Origin of the sequence: Shewanella sp. ALD9 (assembly GCF_002836315.1) — a bacterium.
Taxonomy (GTDB): domain Bacteria; phylum Pseudomonadota; class Gammaproteobacteria; order Enterobacterales; family Shewanellaceae; genus Shewanella.
Window position 1 is genome coordinate 843,960 of the sequence record NZ_PJCD01000003.1, and the last position, 21,933, is coordinate 865,892.

The following is a 21,933-nucleotide window of genomic DNA, read 5'->3' on the forward strand; positions in this document are numbered from 1 at the left end:
TCAATCTTTGTTATCATTCTGGCCGTGAATAGGATAATTCACGGATTTAAAAATATAAATTATAACATCGGGGTAAATCATGACAAATATGTTAATTAAAGGATTAGTCGCAACGGCTGTACTAGCAGCGTTAACCGGTTGTGGCAGTGACGACGACAATACAGCAGTCGTAGCACCAACAACATGTGCCGAAGCAGGTGCAGATTGTAAAATATTCACAGTATTACACACCAATGATAACCATGGCCGTTTTTGGTCTAACAGTGATGGCGAATATGGTATGGCAGCGCGTAAGACGTTGATCGACCAAATTCGTGCTGAAGTCAGTTCAAACGGTGGCGAAACGTTATTGCTATCTGGCGGTGACATCAACACAGGTGTTCCAGAATCTGATTTACAAGATGCATTACCAGATTTTATCGGTATGAACGAAATTGCCTATGATGCAATGGCTGTCGGTAATCATGAATTTGATAACCCATTAGCAGTATTAGATTCTCAACGTTCAGTAGCAAACTTCCCAATGCTTGCGGCAAACATTTATAAAGCAGACGGTACTCGTTATTTTGATGCTTATAAAGTGTTTGACGTTAACGGTGTTCGTGTTGCTGTTATCGGTTTAACCACCGAAGACACGGCTAAAATCGGTAACCCAGAATTTATTAAAGATTTAACCTTTACTGACCCAACAACTGAAGCAGCTAAAGTGATTGCAGAAATTAAAGCTGCAGATACCGCTGATTTAATTTTCGCAACGACTCATATGGGTCACTATGCTGATGCGCAAAATGGTAGTAATGCTCCTGGCGATGTAACATTAGCTCGCGCACTAGCTGCAGGTGATTTAAGTGCCATTATTGGTGGTCACTCACAAAACCCTGTATGTATGGAACCAGATACTAACGACTATGCAGAGTTTGCTCCTGGTGACGCTTGTACTCCTGACATGCAAAATGGCACTTACATTATGCAAGCTCATGAATGGGGTAAGTATGTTGGCCGTGCTGATTTTGAATATTTCAACGGTGAGCTTCATCTTGCAAGCTACAAGTTAATTCCGGTTAATTTGAAGAAAACGGTTGAAGATGCTGAAGGTAACAAAACTAAAGTTTTAGTTGCTGATGAAATCACAGCCGATGCAGATTTAAAAGCACTACTTTCTTATTACCAAGAACGTGGTCAAGGCCAACTTGATGAGATTATTGCTACTACAGATGCATTATTAGACGGTGAGCGTGCAAATGTACGTAATATGCAAACTAACTTAGGTCGTTTAGTTGCTGAAGCACAGCGTACTAAAGTGGGTGCAGATATCGGCGTGATGAACTCTGGTGGCGTACGAGCTTCTATTCAAGCGGGTGATATTTCTTATCGTGACGTGTTAACTGTGCAGCCTTTTGGCAACATGGTAACGTTGAGCACTATGACAGGTGCAGAAGTCACTGAGTATCTTAATACTGTAGCATCTTTCCAACGTGGTTCTGGTGCTTATGCCCAAATCACTGGTGTGAAAATGACGGTTGATTGTACTGCGCAAACAGTAGCTATCAGTGAAATTAATGGTAAGGATTACAGTGCCACTGATTCATATAGCTTCACTGTACCAAGCTTTAATGCTGCTGGCGGTGACGGTTATCCAACATTAGACCCAATCCAAACAGGTTATGTTGATGCTGAAGTGTTATACACTTTCTTCAAAGACAAAGGCACTATTGCTGCCGCTGACTATGCGCCAATAGGTGACATTGTTTATGAAAACTCAAACAGCCCACTAGGTTGTGAAGTTACTGCAAACTAATTAAACTCAATTTAGGTTAATAGATGGGGTACCCATTTATTATTCCGAGCTAAGGTTAGATTGCAACAAAGGCAGCTTCGGCTGCCTTTTTTATTGGCGAGAGTTTAGTTGACTCGTGGTTTAATAAAGCGGTAATGTAATCAATAGGTTTTGTTACTATTGCTGAACAGTGCATGTATAGGATTGAGAGAAATTAATATGACAGGTACCTACAGATTATTGTTGTTAGTCACTTTAATTGTGCTTGCACTAACGTGTTATCTAGCCGGTAGCCAAACGGGAGCGGTGACTTTTTTTGTGGCAGGTGGATTGCTTGAAACAGCCTTTTGGTTTGGCTTGTTTAAAAAATCTAAAAATAGAAGCATTAGTTAATATTAACTTAAACAGTTATCGGTTATCAGAGGTTGCTTGTTGAATTGCTTATGATGGTATTGGGCAGAGTATTGAAATCGTAAATGGATATTTGAAAGTAACAAAGGCAACCTAGGTTGCCTTTTCTATTATAAAGCTATGACGTTCTCTGAATGGCTGTTTATCTCACTCAATTAGGTGTGTTATTTCCAGCCAATATGAGTGGTTAATGTATGACTTTGTCCAGGTGCTAACACCACGCAGTCTTCCAACACGTTAGCGGCTTCTAAGCACACCATGGTTAAGTAATCGTCTGCATTAAAGCGTGAAAGGCGCATCGACTTGTCTATCCAAGGGTTCCAAAGAACCGCTGATTGACTGTTTTCGCGACTGACTACAATGGTGCCATTTTGTGTATGTAACTCCTGAGTATCACCTAATAGGGTATAAACCCTGTCGGTTTCTCGTTCAAATTTAACGACATCATCGACTTGTTTAAATGGCCCTTCACCAAATTCAATGTATTGTGACCCGCTAAAGCCACTCGCTTGCAATTGATGAATATCTTCAATAGGAAAGTAGCTATGCAATGCTTGGGTAAGCTTCACGTTATCATTTCCATTATTAGTATTCACCAAGCTGACTGATAAGGTTTCGCCTAAGGTGAATAACACCTTTACTTGGGTATTATGGGGCCAATATTGTTTATCCATTTCACTGGCGGGCAGGGTGAAAACTAAATCTACTAATTGGTTACGCATTTTGACGGATTCAAGCGACCAGGTTTTGTTTCGAGCAAAACCATGCTGCGGAAACCCTGGAGTGTCGCTCATACCAAACCAAGGCCAACAAATGGGTATTCCTCCTCTGATACCATTACCAGGTTGGTAATCATCTGCACTTGAAACCCATAATAGTGGTGCTTTACCTACAGGTATAAATTGATCTATTTGTGCACCTTGCATAAAAATACGTGCTTGGCAAAGTGCTGTGTCAACAGCAACATAATCAAGACCATTGGGATGTCTTTTAGTGGTAACCGAACCCATAGTGTGTGTCCTTGTGTATTTTGACTCTAGTCGATAGCTTACAAGGTTTTTGGCAAGTAAGTCACTAATCGTTTGGATGATTTAGAGGTGTTAACGGTCAACTTTAGTCAATAAGTAAACATCAAACCGCTATTGATTCAGTACCAAGCATTGCATCACTTGCCATAGATAAGCGATTACGAGTTCAATTCGCCTTGTTAGCAAAATAACGCGTTTTGATATTACAGATTTGAAATCATCACACTGTATCGATTTAACCCATCTCTAATGTAGAGTTGAGGTTATTTACTAAAATGTAGCAGACGGTTATTGGCTGGCATGGCGATGTCTTCTTGAAGTATTAGCCCTTGTTGTTGTGCTAACTGGCAGATCCATTCAATATCACGGATACCACTATCAGGGTTGTTGTGTTGCAGCCATAAATTGAATTGTTGATTACTGTCACTGGTAAATTGGCCTTGATAATTAAAGGGACCATAAACTGCTAATGAGCCTGAATTAAGCAATACACTACCAACGCCAGCAAAGAACGCTTCAACCATTGGCTTACTCATAATGTGCAAGGTGTTAGCACTGAATATGGCATCTATATCAGATACAAGCAGGGGCCATGGTTGAGTGACATCAAGCCCGATTGCCTGTTGTAAGTTGGGTTGTGTTTGCAAATTGAGCCGAGCTTGTAGGGTAGGTAAATAATGTTGTTGGTCACTTGGTTGCCAGCGGACATGAGGAAGGTGTTCAGCGAAATAGACGCTGTGTTGGCCTGTACCACTGCCTATTTCGAGTATATGTTGCCTATTGGCAAACCACTCTGCCAATAGGGTTAAGATAGGCTGTTTATTATTTTCACACGCTTGTGAAAAAGGCAGCTGTTGTAGCGATAATGATTGAGGCATTACGAGATATCAATTCTGTCCATTTCTAAGTGCTGCAATGCTATCACCGCTTGAGTGCGATTGCGAACACCCAGTTTACGGAATATCGCCGTGGCATGCGCTTTGATGGTTGCTTCTGATACCCCAAAATCATAAGCAATTTGTTTGTTGAGTAACCCTTCTGCAAACATCTGTAACACGCGATATTGTTGCGGGGTTAAGTCTGATAATCGGCTGGCCATTTTATCGGTTGGGTCATCAGAAACTGGCACGATTTGAGTACCTTTTGGCAACCAAATATCACCGTATAACACCGCATTTAATGCTTCTGCCAACGCTTCCATTGACGCAGATTTAGGAATGAATCCGCTACTGCCATAATGTATCGCTCGGCTGATGGTATTGATGTCTTCATGGGCAGATATCACCACTACGGGGATATCTGGATAATGAGTTCTAAGGTGGATCAGGGTTGAGTAACCGTGCGATCCAGGCATTTGTAGGTCCAGCAGGATTAAGTCAAATGGGGTCTCTTTTTGATCAAGAACCCTTTGTAACGCTTCGGCACTATCGGCCTCAAACCATTGAGTTTGTTCAAACGCATTACTCAGCGCTAGCCTTAAGGCATTACGGAATAATGGATGATCATCTGCAATGATGATGTTTAAATTTTCGAGCTTCATGGCGTTTTTTATTCTATGTTGCACGTGAAGATAAACTCAATGTAACAGAAAAGTAATCGAGTATTCTATTGCTTTATGTCACATTGTGATTGATTTGAATAAAAACCGTAAAATTATAGACTTTAGTCGAGTAAATAAAGTGCTAATGCAGCCATCTATCTGACTACATTAGCAAGGATGTATTAATTGTGTGGCCACACTTGGGTTGGGTTTCTGTTTTCATCTACCGCAACAAAAGTAAATACTCCGCGTATTGCATGTTCTCGATGATCGTTGTACATATCTTCGACATAAATGTTCACTTCAACTTTGAGTGATGTATTACCAACATGAATCACATTAGCAATCAGCTCTGCTAAGCTGCCTGCGGGTATCGCTTTTTTAAAATCGATACGGTCAGAACTGACGGTCACTAATGATTTACGACAAAAACGGGTGGCGGCGATAAAGGCTGTTTCATCCATCCATGCTAAAGCATCACCACCAAATAAGGTGTTATGGTGATTGGTATTAGACGGGAAAATAGCCTTTATAACGCGCGCTTCTGATTGAGCAATACGTGCAGCAATGTCATCAGGGAAATGGTTTTGAGTTTGAGCAGGGTTTTGAGCAAGGGACATACAACTACCTAATGTTATGCAGATCAACAAAGAATTCAGCGAAAAAAGCCGCGTATTATACTGTATTGCGCGGATCTCTGTCGATGTTGTAGCGCCTGTTTAGTCACCCAAGGGCCAAATTTCGCGGGCCTTTAAGGTAAATGTTCCGATGAGTTGGGTAGAGTAAACTATTCGATTAACGAGATATGGCTAAATGAGGCATTTTGGCTGAGAACATCAATTGAAGTGATATCGGTTAATATCACTTCAATCGCTTGCTGTTGTTGATTAATACCCGCAATGGCTTCATGTTTTTGTTGATTGCGACTGACATACAATGTTCGATCAAATTGACCTTGAAGATGGGTTCCATCTGTTAATGTTAGTTTGACCCTATAGCGATACAAACAGATGATCTCAATATAATCGTAAATCTCACATTTAATTGGGTTCATGTCCGTCTCCTATTTGTCTGCTATGTCTTTTGCTAAAAACCATCACTCACTAACAATCATTTACCAGCTATCATTTACTCACTTTCAATGACCCGCTAATAGCGTAACAACACAGTAGAAACCATTTGCTTGTTGGCATTGAGGGTCACTATGTATAAGCGATCAAACTCACTTGCATCTGCAATGGGTATTTGTTTTTCTGCCCCGAGACCTTCAACTAAATCTGTCGAAGTATTACTGTGTCCGACCACTAAAATACTACCCTGTTGAGTTAATAGATGTTGGGTAAATGCCGCCATATCACGTGGATCATAAACACTTAAATCCACTTGCTGATCTTGCGTTACGGCGGTGGCTGTCTCACGGGTGCGATTATAATCCGTTGTGTACACTTTATCTAAATGCGTACTGGACAGTACTTTAGCTAAACGCAGGGCTCGTAATTGTCCTTGTGCAGATAAGCTAGGGTCTTTTCCAGCAAGTTTTTCTGCATGTCTGACAATAAAAATAACTTGATTGCTCTTAGTATTGTTATCGCTATTTACGGCGGTATTGTTAAGCGCAATCGGAGCAACGATTGGCGTCTGTGCCATTAATGATACGCTGATTAAACTCATACAGCCGAAAACGGCTCTAATGATTGATTGTTTCATGGTGTTAATCCGCTAAATAATATTCGATGGTAGATACGACCCGTACCTGTTTAATATATGGCGTGTTTTTATCTCTATTGTTAATGCTGAATTGTCCTTGAGTTGCTTTTTTTATCTTACCTAATCGGCTTTGTGAATCGGTAGCAAATTTTTCAGCAACTGAACGTGCATTAGTGGTCGACTCTTCGATCATTTTTGGTTTAACGTCATTTAATCGGCTGAAAATATATTCGACTTGGGCATCATAGTTATTTTGCGAGAAAACAATGCCCATTTTACCTAGCTCAGTTAATTGAGGCATAGCCCCGCGAACTTTATCTATGTCATTAGAATATACCGTAATGGTTTGCGACGCCGTATAGCGCAATTCTACTGGTTGATTTCCACCATACTGTTGCGCCAATTTATCGGTAATAGTGGGCGCGGCGAGAGTGATCTGTTTGGGATCGATATTTTGTTCGGCTAAAAAGTTAACCACTTGGTTGTTTTGTGTTTCAAGCTGTTTGTAGAGTTCATCGAGATTATTATTGGCTGCGGTGAATTGTATCGGCCAAATGACGATGTCGGCAGGATATTCATTTTCTGCCAGGCCTTTTACCGTGACGCTGCGGTCGAGTAACTTGTACTCGACAATGGCTTGTTTGAGTAATACGCCTAATGCGCCTAAGCCCAGTGCAATTAATATTCCGAAAATAGCAGCACTACGAGACGAACTTTGCATAACAACATCCTTATTATAGGTGGGGAGTGATGGAGTAGCGTTGGCTTTGTGGCTAACGTTACTTTTTGTTATAGCGTGTTAATTGTCGCATCACACCGTCATGGAACGTCATGGAACGTCATGAAACGTCAATATTTTCGCTAATATTATGGATTATTGGCAATGGTAAGCACCCAAATTAATGACAATCATAATCGAATATGAGTTGAATATTGGTTTTATGGATTAATTTTAATCCTAGTTTTGCTTAATGCTTGTCTAGCAACAATACTTAGGTTGGCGTATGACTGGCTCATGTTGTTATTTAAATCGATCTGACATTTATACGACTCGGTCATCTAAATAAGTCTGTTTGCGCGATTAATGGAATGTAATGGTGTTAGATTTACATCGTTTTAAAAGGAATTAATATGTCATCTCGGTTAACAGCACCGCTTATTCAACATGGTTTTGATGATGGCTTACCAATATGGCGTCGGATCATTTTCACGCGACTGTTTAGTGTGTTGGCTTTGTTATGTATCCCGATTTACATCACCAGCGTATATCTGTGTATTGTTCAAAACCTTTGGGGCATGGCACTATTTGATACTGTGGCTTACGGGGTATTATTATTCATTTTGTTTTATCCACGAATTAGCGATACACAAAAATTTACTATTGGGTGTTATCTTGCATTTGGTATCGGCATCGGTTTTTTACTCGCTATTGGCCCTTCTGGGGCAGGTTTTTTCTGGTTATTCGTTTTCCCTCCTTTGAGCAGTATTCTTCTTGGCGAAAAAATGGCGGTATGGGCCCAGGTGGCTAATGGTATATCGTTATTATTAATCGGTATCGCTTATCATTATGAGCTTGTTGTATGGCCTGATATAAACGGGTTTTCAACCTTAATTTGGTACGTAGTGGTGATTAACTTTCTCGTCACTAATGCAATAGTGACTCAGTCGACCTCTTATTTATTGGGTAAGTTAACTCACTCATTAGAGTCCACTTTAGCCTCTCGTACGGCAACGGTTATGGGCTTAGCTAAATTGGCAGAGTATCGTGATAATGAAACCGGTGCGCATCTGATTAGAATGCAGCAGTATGCCAATATGCTGGCAAAACAAAGATTAACCGATGAACATGTTCCAGAAGAGTTAACTGACGCTTTTATTCAAGAAATTAGCCTCTCAGCCATTTTGCATGATATTGGCAAAGTGGGTATCGCCGATCATATTTTGTTAAAACCAGGGCGCTTGTCGGTAGAAGAATTTGAGCAGATTAAGGCTCATCCTGTGATTGGAGAAAAAGTGCTTAACAGTTTATTAGCGTATGCCCCTCAGTGTACATTTATACGAATGGGACGTGACATCGCCGGCGCTCACCATGAAAAGTGGGATGGCAGTGGTTATCCTAATGGGTTAGCAGGCGAATCTATCCCGTTGTCAGCCAGAATTGTAGCTTTAGTCGATGTGTACGATGCATTAACCTCACCACGATGTTACAAAAGGCCTTTTAGTCATGAAGAAGCGATGGCGTTGATTCTTGAAGGAAAAGGCAAACACTTTGACCCTAAATTGGTCGATAGCTTTATGGTCATTAGTGAACAATTTTCTGTGTTGTCAAAAGCATCTTTGCTCGAAGAGGATTAACGTTATTGATAGAGACGTATAAACAACAATGCCAGTCCTGGGGACTGGCATTGTTAAACAATATTATACAGTGTCGATATCAGCCGATATATAAACAGGATTGAGTTAGCTTTGGTGTGCTAGCCCATTAACCGGTAGTAGGGCGATTACTGTGCTAGTAAGGCTTTGCGTTCTTTCGAAGCTTGAGCTAAATCTCGTAAAAGTTTTTCAGAATCAGCCCAATGCAAACACGCATCGGTAATACTTTGGCCATACACTAATGGTTCGTCTTTAACCACTTTCTGGTTGCCTTCAATCATAAAGCTTTCTGCCATAATACCAGCAATTGCGGTACTACCACTGCGCAGCTGCGCCATAATACTATCGGCAACATTTAACTGATTTTTATGCTGTTTCTCACTGTTACCATGGCTAAAATCAACCACCATACGTTGAGTTACGCCCACTTGTTCAAGCTGTGCGCGTGCAACTTCAATATCTTCAGCTGAATAATTTGGGGTTTTACCACCACGTAAAATAATATGTCCAAATGGGTTGCCGTGGGTACGGTAAACCGCCATAGCGCCATCTTTATCTGGAGAGTAAAAAATATGCGGCGCCTGTGCGGCACGTACCGCATCAACAGCGATATTGATGTTACCGTCAGTACCATTTTTAAAGCCAACAGGGCAAGACAATGCAGAAGCCATTTCGCGGTGAATTTGGCTTTCAGTAGTACGTGCACCAATAGCACCCCAGGTAATAAGGTCTGCGATGTACTGGCCGTTCACCATGTCTAAAAACTCTGTGGCGATAGGTAACTTGAGTTCAGTGATTTGTTGTAATAACTGACGTGCCATACGCAAGCCTTTATTCGGGCTAAAGCTGCCGTCCAAATCTGGATCTGAAATTAAGCCTTTCCAACCCACAATCGTGCGTGGCTTTTCAAAATACACCCGCATTAAAATGCACAAGTCATCTTTTAGTTCGTGATGTAAGGCCGACAAACGCTCTGCATATTCGAGTGCTGCTTTAGTGTCATGGATTGAGCAAGGGCCAATGATGACCAGTAAGCGCTGATCTTCTCCGGCAATAATTGCTTCTACTTCACGACGTTGCGCAACCAAGTAGTCTGCAGCATTTTGCGTTAATGGATATTCTGAAGCCAACTGAGCAGGAGAAATAACTTTGCTTAATAAGGTTGTTCTGAGTTCATCTGTTTTAATTGTCATGCATATTACCGAGAAATCGTGAGATGCATCTGCATCATATTGAACGGGATTATATACCCAAAGAAGTTCAAGATGCGAGGCTTAGCCTCGGATTCTAACGGTTAAAAAACAGATTGCCGTAAAAGGCAAAGACGAATCAACCTGGGTTAAGTTCGTCTTTTGCTGGTTTTTCATTCTATTTCATGCAAAAAATGATTGTTTATAAATTAGAACATATGACGTTCTAAACCGGTGATATCAAGAATTTTGGTGGCAATTTCTTCAACCGAATGGTTGGTGGTATTTACAAAGGGAATACGTTCTTTTTTATACAGCATTTCGACTTCTTTCACTTCTAGTCGACATTGTCTTAATGAAGAGTAGCGGCTATTTTCCATGCGGCTTTGACGTATCTCATGCAAACGATGAGGATCGATAGTTAAGCCAAAGAGCTTTGATTTGTTGCGTTTCAATGCTTCAGGTAACTTGAGGTTATCCATGTCATCTTCAGTAAACGGGTAGTTTGCAGCCTTTATACCAAACTGCATTGACAGATATAAGCTTGATGGCGTTTTACCACAACGAGACACGCCTAATAAAATAATGTCAGCTTTATCCATGTGTTTCATGGTTTGGCCGTCATCATTCTCCATGGTGTAATTAATCGCATCGATACGGGTTTCATAACCATGGTTACTTTTACCATGAGTTCGGTGTAATAAAGGTTTAGCTTGTACACCTAAGTGTTGTTCTAGTGGCGCAACAAAGGTGTTCAAAAAGTCATAATCGACACATTCACTCGAAAAAATCACATTGCGGATCTCAGGATTAATGATGGAGTGGAACACAAGCGGCCTTTCGCCTGTTGTAATAAAACAATCATTTATTTGTTGCTTAACTTTTTGAGCTCGCTGAATTGTTTCAACGAATGGAATCGTAAGTGCTTCAAATTCTATAGGAAATTGCGAAAGTACGGCATGTCCAAAAACCTCTGCTGTGATCGCGGTCCCATCTGAAATATAGAATACTTTTGGTGTCATTCTGACCTCTTGTAGTAATAAAATTACAAATAAAATTATAGATTTACGCTTGTTGTATGGGAGTGTAAGATGCTCTTGCCCTCGTGTGAAGTGGCCACTGAAATAAAAACTTGCGGAGATAAAACTGTGCAGCAATACGTACTCTGGTATCAAGAATTAGGCATGGGCGATGTAAACAAGGTTGGCGGTAAAAATGCATCCCTTGGAGAGATGATCAGCAATCTGGCTAATGCAGGGGTTCAAGTTCCTGGCGGTTTTGCAACGACCTCGCATGCGTTCAATGAGTTCCTTGAACAAAGTGGAGTTAACCAGAAGATTTTTGACATTCTGGCGACATTGGATGTTGATGATGTCAATAAACTGGCAAAAGTAGGTGCGCAGATCAGACAGTGGGTTATTGAAACCCCATTCCAGCCGGCATTAGAAGACGCTATTCGTGAAGCTTACGAGCAGTTGTCAAGCGAAACTCAAGAAGCGTCATTTGCAGTGCGTTCATCAGCTACCGCTGAAGACATGCCAGATGCCTCTTTTGCAGGCCAACAAGAAACATTCCTAAACGTTAAAGGTTTTGATGCGGTCATGCTAGCAATTAAGCATGTTTATGCCTCACTCTTTAACGACCGTGCAATTTCTTATCGTGTTCATCAAGGTTACGAACATCAAGGTGTGGCTTTATCTGCTGGCGTACAACGTATGGTACGTTCAGACAAAGCAGCTTCTGGTGTGATGTTTACCATGGACACTGAGTCAGGAAACAATGACGTTGTCTTTATCACTTCATCTTTTGGTTTAGGTGAAATGGTTGTACAAGGCGCGGTTAACCCAGACGAATTCTATGTGCACAAACCGATTTTAGCGCAAGGGCATAAAGCTGTTGTGCGCCGAAATATCGGCAGTAAGTTGATTCAGATGGTTTACTCTGATGATGCTGGCCATGGCAAGCAAGTTAAAATTGAAGATGTTTCTGCTGAACAGCGTCGTATTTTCTCGATTAACGATGACGAAGTCATGGAGCTTGCTAAGCAAGCAATGGTTATTGAAAAGCATTATGGCCGTGCGATGGACATTGAATGGGCAAAAGACGGTAACGACGGTAAGTTGTATATTGTTCAAGCTCGTCCAGAAACGGTTCGTAGTCGTGAAGATGTCCAGTTAATTGAACGTTATCACTTAAAAACGAAGGGTGACGTGATCTGTGAAGGTCGTGCAATTGGTCATAAAATTGGTACCGGTATCGCGAAGGTATTAACCTCGATTGATCAAATGGACCAAATTGAACCCGGTGACGTGTTAGTGACCGACATGACAGACCCAGATTGGGAACCTATCATGAAACGTGCTAGTGCGATTGTGACCAACCGTGGTGGTCGTACTTGCCATGCTGCAATTATTGCACGTGAATTAGGTGTACCCGCTGTAGTAGGTTGTGGTGATGTTACCGACCGTATCAAAACGGGCGACATCGTCACAGTATCTTGTGCAGAAGGCGATACCGGTTTAATTTATTCAGGTAAACAAGATTTTGAAATCATCACTAACCGTGTTGATACATTACCTCCTTTGCCAATGAAAATTATGATGAACGTGGGTAACCCAGATCGTGCATTTGATTTTGCACGTTTGCCTAACGAAGGTGTCGGTTTAGCGCGTTTAGAGTTCATCATTAACCGCATGATTGGTATTCACCCTAAAGCTTTGCTTGATTTCAACGGTCAGACTGCTGAACTGCAAAATGAAATCAACGAAATGATCGCGGGTTATGACTCGCCTGTTGAGTTTTATGTTGCGCGTTTAGTTGAAGGTATTGCCACTATTGCATCGGCTTTCTATCCGAAGAAAGTGATCGTACGTATGTCTGACTTTAAGTCCAACGAGTACGCAAACTTAGTGGGTGGTGACCGTTACGAGCCAGATGAAGAAAACCCAATGTTGGGCTTCCGTGGTGCTAGCCGTTATATTTCTGAATCATTCCGCGATTGTTTCGCGCTTGAATGTGAAGCGATTAAACGTGTTCGTAACCAAATGGGCTTAACCAACGTTGAAGTGATGATTCCATTTGTTCGTACCGTCAATGAAGCATCTCAAGTCATTGAGTTACTGAAAGAGCAAGGCTTAGAGCGCGGTAAAGATGGCTTACGCGTTATCATGATGTGTGAACTACCTTCAAATGCCTTGCTAGCTGACCAGTTCCTTGAGCATTTTGATGGTTTCTCTATCGGCTCAAATGACTTAACTCAGTTAACATTAGGGCTTGATCGTGACTCAGGAATCATCAGTCACTTGTTTGACGAGCGTAATGATGCAGTAAAAGCATTGCTTTCAATGGCCATTAAAGCGGCTAAAGCAAAAGGTGCTTATGTGGGAATTTGTGGCCAAGGCCCATCAGATCATTCCGACTTTGCTGCATGGTTAGTTGAACAAGGTATTGATTCTGTATCACTTAATCCTGATACGGTCATTGACACTTGGTTATATTTAGCCGAAGCACATGGCTAAATAATAGTAAAAATTACAGGTTTATTTATTCTCCAACCTGTATTTTTATCAAGTTGTAATAAAAGCCGCTTTTTAGCGGCTTTTTTTTGTTTATAATGGTTACAATATGCCAATAAATAATAAGTCCTCTATGTTACCTTTGCTATCACATAAACAAACATTAGAACCTATCTATCTTGAGTATCTTGACGCGCTTGAACAAAGCGAGTTTGAAGGTGAAATAGACAAGCGTTACAGTGCGCGGCTTATTCAGGCAACCGATAATTCGGTGTATCAATTTTTGCCCCAAGCGGTGATATATCCTCTACATCAACAAGATGTCGAGCTGGTATTATCGTTAGCGGCACAACCACAATATAAACAAGTGACCTTTAGTGCGCGTGGCGGCGGAACGGGGACAAATGGCCAATCGCTTACCCACGGATTAATTTTAGATGTGTCACGCCACTTAAACCAAGTGCTAGAAATTAATGCCGAGGAAGGTTGGGCTAGGGTACAAGCCGGTGTGGTTAAAGATGCGTTAAATGATGCTTTGCGCCCGCACGGCTTCTTTTTTAGTCCAGATTTATCTACGTCAAACCGCGCGACAGTTGGCGGCATGGTTAACACCGATGCCTCTGGTGCGGGGTCACTGGTTTACGGTAAAACATCGGATCATGTGTTAGGCATAACCAGTGTACTGATTGATGGCAGTGTATTAACCACCACACCAATCGACCAAGACAAACTGGCTGAGCAACCTTTTGGTGACAACCAACTAGGAAATCGCATTGCCAGTCAAGTCGCAGAAGTTTGTCGCGTAAAGCGTGACACCATCATTGAACGTTTTCCAAAATTGAATCGTTTTCTAACGGGCTATGATTTAAAGCATGTGTGGAACGATGATTTAAGCCAGTTTGATTTATCGCGTATTTTAACGGGCTCAGAAGGTACGCTTGCGGTGATCACCGAAACCAAGCTAAACCTGACCCCATTGCCGAAAACCCGCATGATGGTCAACATCAAATATGATTCATTTGAATCTGCGTTGCGTCATGCCCCATCGTTGGTACAAGCTAAAGCAACGGTAGTCGAAACGGTTGACTCAAAAGTACTAAACCTTGCCCGCGAAGACATTATTTGGCATTCAGTTGCCGAGCAAATTAAAGCGGTACCTAATAAGACCATTGAAGGGCTTAATATGGTCGAGTTTGCTGGCGAAGATGACGATGTGAAACAGAAAGTCGCTTTGCTAGAAGATATGCTCAGTGGGCAGCTCAGCCAACAACAATTTGGTTTAGTGGGTTTTCAAGTTATTACCGACAGAACGGATATTGACAGTATCTATGCCATGCGCAAAAAGGCCGTTGGCTTATTGGGTGCAACAAAAGGCAGTCGTAAACCATTAGCGTTTGCCGAAGATACCGCCGTACCACCTGAAAACTTAGCCGACTATATTATGGAGTTTCGTGCACTGCTCGATAGCCATAATTTACAATACGGTATGTTTGGTCATGTGGATGCAGGTGTACTGCACGTGCGACCAGCATTAGATATGTGTGATGTTGCCGACGAGCAATTACTGAAAGTGATATCTGATCAAGTTGCCGCCTTAACGCTTAAGTATGGCGGTTTAATGTGGGGCGAACACGGTAAAGGTGTCCGTGGTGAATATGGCCCTGCGGTATTTGGTGATGAGCTTTATGCTGTGCTTGAGCAAATCAAAGGCTTGTTTGATCCTGATAATCGCTTAAATCCAGGTAAATTAGTGGCGCCTCCTAAATCTGGCCCATTAATGTTTAACGTCGACAGCGCCAAACGCGGCAGTTTCGACAGACAAATCCCCGTTCAAGTGCGTGATGCTTTTCCAGATGTGATGAACTGTAACGGTAATGGCTTATGTTTTAATTACAGCAGTTACTCACCAATGTGTCCGTCATTTAAAGTCACTGGCGATAGAGTGCAATCACCTAAAGGCCGTGCTGGATTAATGCGCGAATGGTTACGTTTACTTGAAGCCGAAGGTGTTGATGTTGACGCGTTAGCAAAATCTAAACCACTAGGGTGGATGCAGCGTACTCAAAATACCCTCAATAACCAGCGCGACTATGATTACTCGCACGAAGTTATGGAGTCGCTTAAAGGTTGTTTAGCCTGTAAAGCCTGTTCGGGCCAATGTCCGGTTAAAGTTGATGTGCCTAAGTTTAGAGCCCAGTTCTTTAATATTTACTACAAACGCTATTTACGTCCAGCCAAAGATTATTTAGTTGCAGGTATCGAAGATTCCTTACCACTGATGGCCGCGATGCCTAAATTGACTAATTTGGCCTCGCAAAATCCGCTGAGCAAGTGGGTGATTAAAAAAGCCATTGGTTATGTAGATGCGCCTAAGTTATCCGTGCCGACACTAAAACAGCGTTTAGATGGTCATGCTAGCCGTGGTTACGATTTAGAAGCCTTGTGCGCAATTCCGCAAGCGCAGCGCAGTAAACATGTATTAGTAGTGCAAGATCCATTTAACAGTTTTTACGATGCAGGTTTGGTTTATCGGTTTATTCAATTAATCGAAAAGTTAGGCTTTAAACCCGTATTACTGCCATTCAAGCCCAATGGCAAACCGACTCATATTAAAGGCTTTTTAGACAAATTTGCTAAAACAGCGCAAAACAGTGCCGATTTCTTAAACCGCGTACATGCCCTTGGCATGCCGATGGTGGGGTTAGATCCTGCATTAGTGTTATGTTATCGCGACGAATACAAAGAGGTCTTAGGTCAGCGTCGTGGGCCATTTGAGGTGCTATTGGCCAATGAGTGGTTAACCGATGTAGTAGTAAACCGAAGTGAAGCATCTGCTTTAGCAACAGATGCACCGCAATTCACCTGGTTTAGTCATTGTACTGAATCGACAGCCAAACCTAATACGGCTAATGAATGGAAAGCGATATTTAGCCACTTTGGTGCCAAACTAAGCAGCGTTAATTTAGGTTGTTGTGGTATGGCGGGCACCTATGGCCATGAACTGGAAAACCTTGAACGCTCAGAGCAGTTATTTGAAATGTCTTGGCAACCAAGCATTGAGAAAATTGCTGAGCATAGCCAAGTATTAGTATCTGGTTATTCATGTCGTAGCCAAGTTAAACGCTTTGCTGGTTTTAAACCGCAACACCCTATAGAAGCGCTACTTAAATTACTCGGATAGGTAAGCATAATGACAGATGAAACAGCAGCATTAGGTTCGTATACTCACCCTCAAGGTGTGGCACTTTGCAGTGATGAAGCGCTGTTTCATATTCAAGCTAATGGCGATTGGCTTTACCTCAATAGTCCGTTGCCTGCAAAGTTTGCGGCTTTGTTCAGTAGTATTTTGCACTGTATCGACAATGAGTATTTATTAATCACCCCGGTCGAAAAAGTCAAAGTTACCGTTGAAGCCTATCCATTCCTGCTGGTGGACTATCATCAAGCCGCATTAACGGAAGTTCAGGTAAATGATAGTCAGTTGATATTTACCAGCAGCATAGGTACGCAGCTCTCAGCCATTAATATCGCAGATATTATCGTCACAGATGATGGCATATACGCGCCATTAATCAGAGGCTTGGTGGGGCAATTAAACCGAGCCTGTTATTATCGTTATATCAATGAATACTTATCTTTTGACTAAAAGAGCTTTTCTTAACGTATAGAGATGGTAATCTAAAATCTGTTCAAGTGTGGTTGAACTGCAGTGTAGGCATTAGTATTTGTCTTAACACAGTCAATTTATCTCACTGACGATGTAGGAGGTATCATTTGAAACGCTTTGAAAGTTTAAGTTACCTGATTTCTCATCTTAATATTGCCTTGCAGCAAGAAATTGATACGCGCTTAAAGCGCTACGACTTAGACAGTAAACTTTGGCCGGTATTATTTACCTTATGGCAAGAGGAAGGTTTAAGCCAAACTGAGTTATCTAAACGTTGTGATGTGGCTAATTACACCATGACTCGTCTGCTGGACCATCTGCAAGTCCAGGGATTTATCACCCGTCATCAAGAAGCGGATAACCGCCGCGCATTCCAAATATTTTTAACCGACAACGGTAAAGCGCTTCAACAAGATTTAATTCATGAAGCTGAGTGGGTCAATCAACGTTTTTTAGCGGCATTAGCTGATGACGAGCAAGATGAGTTTATGCGGCTGTTGAATAAAGTGAATCAGTTTAGTTAATAATTTTTAACGGTGACTAGCGCTCTTTATGGCCTAAGATCATGCAATTTGTCGTGTAAAGTTAGCAGGTTAAGTAAACCGTTACCTAATAATTTGGATGTGGCATCGGGCAAATCCAAGAAGCGATTTATGCCTTGTAAATAGCACAATGGATGAATACTGACTCTCTGGAAAATAAGGATCCAATGGAAAGGCCAACAAAGGAACAAATTCGTGATTTACCCATTTATAATGGTATTAGTCTAGATAATATAATCGTTGTCACAAACAAAGCAGACTCGATAAGTGCAATAGCGGAGTTAAGAACACACTCTTGTTTAGGGTTTGACACAGAGAGTAAACCTTGTTTTATAAAAGGTGAGGTCAGTGATGGACCTCATCTAATTCAGCTAGCCACAAAATCTAAAGTATTCTTATTTCCTACTAAATTTTATGAAAACTTTACTGCAATCGCAGAAATATTATCTGACCCAACAATTAGGAAGGTAGGTTTTGGGTTGAAAGAAGATAAAAAAATTCTTTTTAGAAAATTTGGAATTAAATTAGTCAATACAGAAGAACTATCTTCAAAAGTGATGCGTTTTACGCGAATTAAACAACGCGTTGGCGCTAGAGTTGCGGTTGCGATATTTTTTAATCAACGGCTCTCAAAGAGCGCACAACAATCAAATTGGTCAATATTTCCTCTACACGATCATCAAAAAAAATACGCAGCAAATGATGCACATACCGCACTATTAATAGAACTAGAAATTGAACTAGAAATAGAAAGACAGAGCCATTAATCTCCCTAAAGCATGTGAGTCTCTCACCAATCAATAGACAATATACAGTTATTTGGCCAAGTGAATATAGCTGATCGCGATGAGTTAGGTGCTTATAAACTGTCCGCTTTGGCTCTGCGCTTACCTACTCATTTATAAAACCTGCTATTTGATTTCTACTTGATTGCTTTCAAGCTTCTTTGCTGTGCTGAATCTGTCATATTAACTCTGGCTAAGCCATTACTTGATAAAACTTACTTTTTTGACCAATCAATTGTCATTAATTTTAGTTATTAATTTGATAATATTTGATAATTTTTATTTATTATTAGTTCACTGTAAGATTACTCCATCGAAACAAATGACGAATCAATCAATAGTTTTTAGGGGTAAGTTATGAAAATGAATCACGTAGGTTTGATGGTTGGCGACATGGATAAAGCGGTTGAGTTTTATACTAAAGCGCTGGGTCTAAGAGTGGTAATGGGTAACACTAAGGTTCAAGAAGAACGTGAAACGGCTATTGGCAGAATGTGTGTGGCAGTATTTGGTGAAGGCTTCAAAGGCTTTAACATTGCACATTTAGTCACGACTGACGGTATTGGTGTTGAGATGTTTGAAATGAAAGATCGTCAAGAACGTCATGAAGTTGATTTCACCCGTCTTGGTATCTTCCACTTTTGTTTGCAAACAGATGATTTTGAGGGGGCAATTGCACGTACTGTGCAATATGGCGGGAAAGCTCGTATGGATATCATGCGCTACCACCCAGAAGACGACAACAATCTAACCCAAATGGTGTACTTAGAAGATCCGTTTGGTAACTTGTTTGAACTTTACTCGCACACCTATGAAGAAACTTATTCTACTGATTACGAGTAATTTTTTAAGCTTCTCTGCGCAACATGAAAAAGTTACCAAAAGGTAGCTTTTTTATGTCTGGCGGTAAATTTTCTAAGCTACATTGGAGTATTTCAGGATTAGAAACTCCGTTCACATTAACCCATCAAGCAAGTGGTAAAGCTTAATTAAGGTAATGCTTAGCTTCTCATCGCATATAAACCGAAAACTAACATGATCAACGAAAGCTAGCCTGACTCTGATACGCAGGATGCGGTAATCTCCCCATTTTTAGCTGAGATCAAAAGTAGAGACTTAGGCTACTAGTGCCAGTTTTTGCTTTGGTGGGACACCACCAATTGCTGTATTGGGTCTTTCATTGTTATAAAACCATAGCCATTGTGTCGCATGTTCCTGTACCTCGGCAATACTATTCCAAAGATATTGGCTCAGCCATTCGTATCGCACAGTCCGATTATAGCGTTCTACATAGGCATTCTGCTGTGGGTTGCCAGGCTGAATAAATTTCAGTTCTACATTGTGTTTTTCAGCCCAGGCAGCCAGTACCGCACTTATATACTCTGGACCATTATCACTGCGTATTTGTTTTGGTTTTCCACGCCATTCGATGATTTGATCCAATGTTCTCACCACACGCTCCGCAGGTAAGGAGAAGTCGACCTCTATCGCCAAGCCTTCACGGTTGTAATCATCAATCACGTTCAATAACCTAATGCTGCGACCATCTTCCAGTTGGTCGTGCATAAAGTCCATGGACCAACATTCATTGATTGCCTCTGGCACCGCCAATGCGTCCGGTTTATCACGCTTCAAGCGTTTCCTCGGCTTAATTCGTAGATTTAGCTCCAATTCTCGGTAAATCCTATACACCCGCTTATGGTTCCATCGGTAGCGTTTCACGTTACGTAAAAAGTAATAACATAGCCCAAACCCCCAACTCCGATGGGTTGATGTCAGTTGCTGTAACCAGTCGGCTATTGCAGCGTTTTCATCACTGAGTTTTGCCTGATAGCGATAACAGCTCTCACTGAGTCCAAACAAGGCACACGCAAATGCGATCGAAATGGCTTTATCTTGCACCGCCTTTTGCGCCAGCTCCCGCCGCCGCGACGGCTTTACCACTTTTTTTCGATGGCCTCTTTGAGTATTTCAGCTTTGAGTCGCTCTTCGGCATACATTTTTTTGAGTCGTGAATTCTCAGCCTCTAACTCCTTCAATCGCGCCATCATAGAAGCGTCCATGCCACCGAATTTGGCGCGCCATTTGTAGAAGGTCGCAGAGCTCATGCCATGCTCACGGCAAAGCCCCGGAACTGGGGTGCCAGCTTCGGCTTGTTTAAGGATTGCTAGGATTTGGCTGTCGCTAAATTTTGATGTTTTCATGCAGAATCTCCCTGCGTATATATTACGAGAAAATTCTACTTTTGAAATCTACTATTTTTAGGGGGGATTACCATGCCTTGAAGCACAGGATCAATGATGTTTCCGATATCATAACGACATTTCCAATATCCATATAAGTCAGATGCGCGAGAAAGGCCTGTCCGGCTCATGCATTCTATTGTAAAGAGTCTTCAACGTCCTCAAATTCACAGTTGAATTTGTCCATTTCTAAGTCAAGCAAACTAACTCGTTTATGTGCAATTCTGAGTTTGATGGCTAACACATTTATGTCCCTAAACGTGTTTGGACTATGGCCTGCTATCACTATCGCCGTGGCGCTTCACCCACACCAGACCAAGAGGAAGCCCACAGTTGTCCTAAATACTTGCGTAGACGTGACACACTCATGCCTAAAACAAGTGACTAATTATTATAAACATCTTAAATCGGCCTAATGAATAAACACCGAGCGCATAAGCATTTGTCTTATTAATAGTGGCTAAAATTAATTAACCACTTTAATAAAACAGCTTAGCAAATAGCAGTTAGCATAGACTGGCCTAAGTCATAAAAAATATTAGCACCTTCTTCAATTCCTTTTGATTTAAGATGGTCGGCAAAACCAAGTCGTGCAGTCATTGCTAACCAAAAGATTGTGCTCAGTAAGCCGACAATACGCCACGGTGTTGACTTGGCCCACTTAAGTGCAAAAGTAATAGAGAGCACATACAGTACGAAACCACCTAATTTAGATGAAGCCCAACCATTCACAAAGGGGTACAGGTTAAGTGGATTTGCTACAACCAGATAAATAAAGGTGCAGATAAAGAGAGTATATAAAACATGCGGCCCGATTTTTAGTAATTTATGATTGACCTTGTCAGACCCTTTCATCGTTAACACAAAGTTAATCATAAAAAATATAAACGTAATCGCAATTATTGTTAGATGAGTGTGCTTAACTATCATGTACATATTGTTGTTTCCTAAAAGTAATTTTCATTTAAGACTTATACCGCCTCTAATTTAAAGCAAACCTTGTAACAAACAAGCGTTAGTAAGGTAGCGACTTTTTAAGCATCTTTACCTTTTTAATTAAAATTAATGCCATATGATTACGCAAAATACTGAACTTAAGATTAATCAGGTTGACTTGTCCTAATCAACATACCATGAGTATCGAATATGTGTATG

At 41.3% G+C, this 21,933-nt stretch carries 21 protein-coding genes; 10 read left to right on the forward strand and 11 right to left on the reverse strand.

Going from position 1 to position 21,933, the window contains the following annotated elements; translation table 11 throughout:
• The first annotated feature begins 79 nt into the window (after positions 1-79).
• Positions 80-1,798, forward strand: a complete 1,719-nt coding sequence (ushA, locus tag CXF88_RS11295) for a bifunctional UDP-sugar hydrolase/5'-nucleotidase UshA (RefSeq protein WP_101086924.1) — start codon at positions 80-82, stop codon at positions 1,796-1,798.
• Between the two features lie 198 nt (positions 1,799-1,996).
• On the forward strand, positions 1,997-2,170 hold the full coding sequence (locus CXF88_RS21980) for a hypothetical protein (protein WP_174839642.1): 174 nt from the start codon (positions 1,997-1,999) through the stop codon (positions 2,168-2,170).
• Between the two features lie 182 nt (positions 2,171-2,352).
• Here the strand turns inward: CXF88_RS21980 and CXF88_RS11300 are convergent, their stop codons facing one another.
• From CXF88_RS11300 to CXF88_RS11330, 7 genes are all read right to left on the reverse strand, one after another.
• Entirely contained in the window at positions 2,353-3,198 is an 846-nt protein-coding gene (locus tag CXF88_RS11300) for a D-hexose-6-phosphate mutarotase (protein ID WP_101086925.1), read from the reverse strand.
• A 281-nt stretch (positions 3,199-3,479) separates the two neighbouring features.
• Complete coding sequence (locus CXF88_RS11305) at positions 3,480-4,094, reverse strand: DUF938 domain-containing protein (RefSeq protein WP_101086926.1); 615 nt, start codon at positions 4,092-4,094, stop codon at positions 3,480-3,482.
• Positions 4,094-4,756: a response regulator transcription factor gene (locus tag CXF88_RS11310; protein WP_101086927.1), complete on the reverse strand. Its 663-nt coding sequence runs from the start codon at positions 4,754-4,756 to the stop codon at positions 4,094-4,096. The genes CXF88_RS11305 and CXF88_RS11310 overlap by 1 nt, the downstream gene beginning before the upstream one ends.
• A 182-nt stretch (positions 4,757-4,938) precedes the next feature.
• Positions 4,939-5,376, reverse strand: coding sequence for an acyl-CoA thioesterase (locus CXF88_RS11315; protein WP_101086928.1), 438 nt, complete (start codon positions 5,374-5,376; stop codon positions 4,939-4,941).
• A gap of 167 nt (positions 5,377-5,543) precedes the next feature.
• Positions 5,544-5,810 carry a Rho-binding antiterminator gene (locus CXF88_RS11320; RefSeq protein ID WP_101086929.1) on the reverse strand — a complete coding sequence of 89 codons (267 nt, stop codon included), beginning with the start codon at positions 5,808-5,810 and terminating at the stop codon, positions 5,544-5,546.
• A 95-nt stretch (positions 5,811-5,905) separates the two neighbouring features.
• The gene (locus tag CXF88_RS11325; RefSeq protein ID WP_101086930.1) at positions 5,906-6,463 is read right to left on the reverse strand and encodes a histidine phosphatase family protein; all 558 of its coding nucleotides are present in this window, start codon (positions 6,461-6,463) and stop codon (positions 5,906-5,908) included.
• A gap of 4 nt (positions 6,464-6,467) precedes the next feature.
• A complete protein-coding gene (locus tag CXF88_RS11330) occupies positions 6,468-7,184 on the reverse strand; it encodes an SIMPL domain-containing protein (protein ID WP_101086931.1) in 717 nt (238 codons plus the stop codon).
• Between the two features lie 410 nt (positions 7,185-7,594).
• On the opposite strand from CXF88_RS11330, the gene CXF88_RS11335 reads away from it, so the two are divergent.
• On the forward strand, positions 7,595-8,818 hold the full coding sequence (locus CXF88_RS11335) for an HD domain-containing phosphohydrolase (protein ID WP_101086932.1): 1,224 nt from the start codon (positions 7,595-7,597) through the stop codon (positions 8,816-8,818).
• 146 nt (positions 8,819-8,964) lie between these two features.
• On the opposite strand, the gene CXF88_RS11340 is transcribed toward CXF88_RS11335, so the two are convergent.
• Together CXF88_RS11340 and CXF88_RS11345 are read right to left on the reverse strand one after the other, a co-directional pair.
• Entirely contained in the window at positions 8,965-10,029 is a 1,065-nt protein-coding gene (locus CXF88_RS11340; RefSeq protein ID WP_101086933.1) for a 3-deoxy-7-phosphoheptulonate synthase, read from the reverse strand.
• A gap of 206 nt (positions 10,030-10,235) precedes the next feature.
• Positions 10,236-11,048 (reverse strand): pyruvate, water dikinase regulatory protein, encoded by an 813-nt coding sequence (locus tag CXF88_RS11345; protein ID WP_101086934.1) that lies wholly within the window; start codon positions 11,046-11,048, stop codon positions 10,236-10,238.
• A 126-nt stretch (positions 11,049-11,174) separates the two neighbouring features.
• On the opposite strand from CXF88_RS11345, the gene ppsA reads away from it, so the two are divergent.
• The 7 genes from ppsA to CXF88_RS22185 all read left to right on the forward strand — a co-directional run bounded on the left by ppsA (position 11,175) and on the right by CXF88_RS22185 (position 19,524).
• The gene (gene ppsA, locus CXF88_RS11350; RefSeq protein WP_101087220.1) at positions 11,175-13,544 is read left to right on the forward strand and encodes a phosphoenolpyruvate synthase; all 2,370 of its coding nucleotides are present in this window, start codon (positions 11,175-11,177) and stop codon (positions 13,542-13,544) included.
• A gap of 130 nt (positions 13,545-13,674) precedes the next feature.
• The gene (locus CXF88_RS11355) at positions 13,675-16,722 is read left to right on the forward strand and encodes an FAD-binding and (Fe-S)-binding domain-containing protein (RefSeq protein WP_101087221.1); all 3,048 of its coding nucleotides are present in this window, start codon (positions 13,675-13,677) and stop codon (positions 16,720-16,722) included.
• Between the two features lie 9 nt (positions 16,723-16,731).
• The gene (locus CXF88_RS11360; protein ID WP_101086935.1) at positions 16,732-17,187 is read left to right on the forward strand and encodes a DUF1285 domain-containing protein; all 456 of its coding nucleotides are present in this window, start codon (positions 16,732-16,734) and stop codon (positions 17,185-17,187) included.
• Positions 17,188-17,315: 128 nt separating this feature from the next.
• Complete coding sequence (locus tag CXF88_RS11365) at positions 17,316-17,732, forward strand: MarR family transcriptional regulator (protein WP_101086936.1); 417 nt, start codon at positions 17,316-17,318, stop codon at positions 17,730-17,732.
• A 152-nt stretch (positions 17,733-17,884) separates the two neighbouring features.
• On the forward strand, positions 17,885-18,517 hold the full coding sequence (locus tag CXF88_RS11370) for a 3'-5' exonuclease (RefSeq protein WP_242445138.1): 633 nt from the start codon (positions 17,885-17,887) through the stop codon (positions 18,515-18,517).
• A gap of 375 nt (positions 18,518-18,892) precedes the next feature.
• Positions 18,893-19,378: a VOC family protein gene (locus CXF88_RS11375; protein ID WP_101086938.1), complete on the forward strand. Its 486-nt coding sequence runs from the start codon at positions 18,893-18,895 to the stop codon at positions 19,376-19,378.
• A 23-nt stretch (positions 19,379-19,401) separates the two neighbouring features.
• On the forward strand, positions 19,402-19,524 hold the full coding sequence (locus tag CXF88_RS22185; protein ID WP_277949088.1) for a hypothetical protein: 123 nt from the start codon (positions 19,402-19,404) through the stop codon (positions 19,522-19,524).
• A 127-nt stretch (positions 19,525-19,651) separates the two neighbouring features.
• On the opposite strand, the gene CXF88_RS11380 is transcribed toward CXF88_RS22185, so the two are convergent.
• Positions 19,652-20,739, reverse strand: a protein-coding gene (locus tag CXF88_RS11380) for an IS3-like element ISShfr8 family transposase (RefSeq protein ID WP_101086511.1) whose coding sequence is annotated in 2 segments (ribosomal slippage) — positions 19,652-20,478 and positions 20,478-20,739 — 1,089 coding nt in all. Because the reading frame shifts where the segments join, the coding sequence is not laid out codon by codon here.
• Between the two features lie 531 nt (positions 20,740-21,270).
• On the reverse strand, positions 21,271-21,714 hold the full coding sequence (locus tag CXF88_RS11385; protein ID WP_101086939.1) for a SirB2 family protein: 444 nt from the start codon (positions 21,712-21,714) through the stop codon (positions 21,271-21,273).
• Positions 21,715-21,933 lie beyond the last annotated feature (219 nt).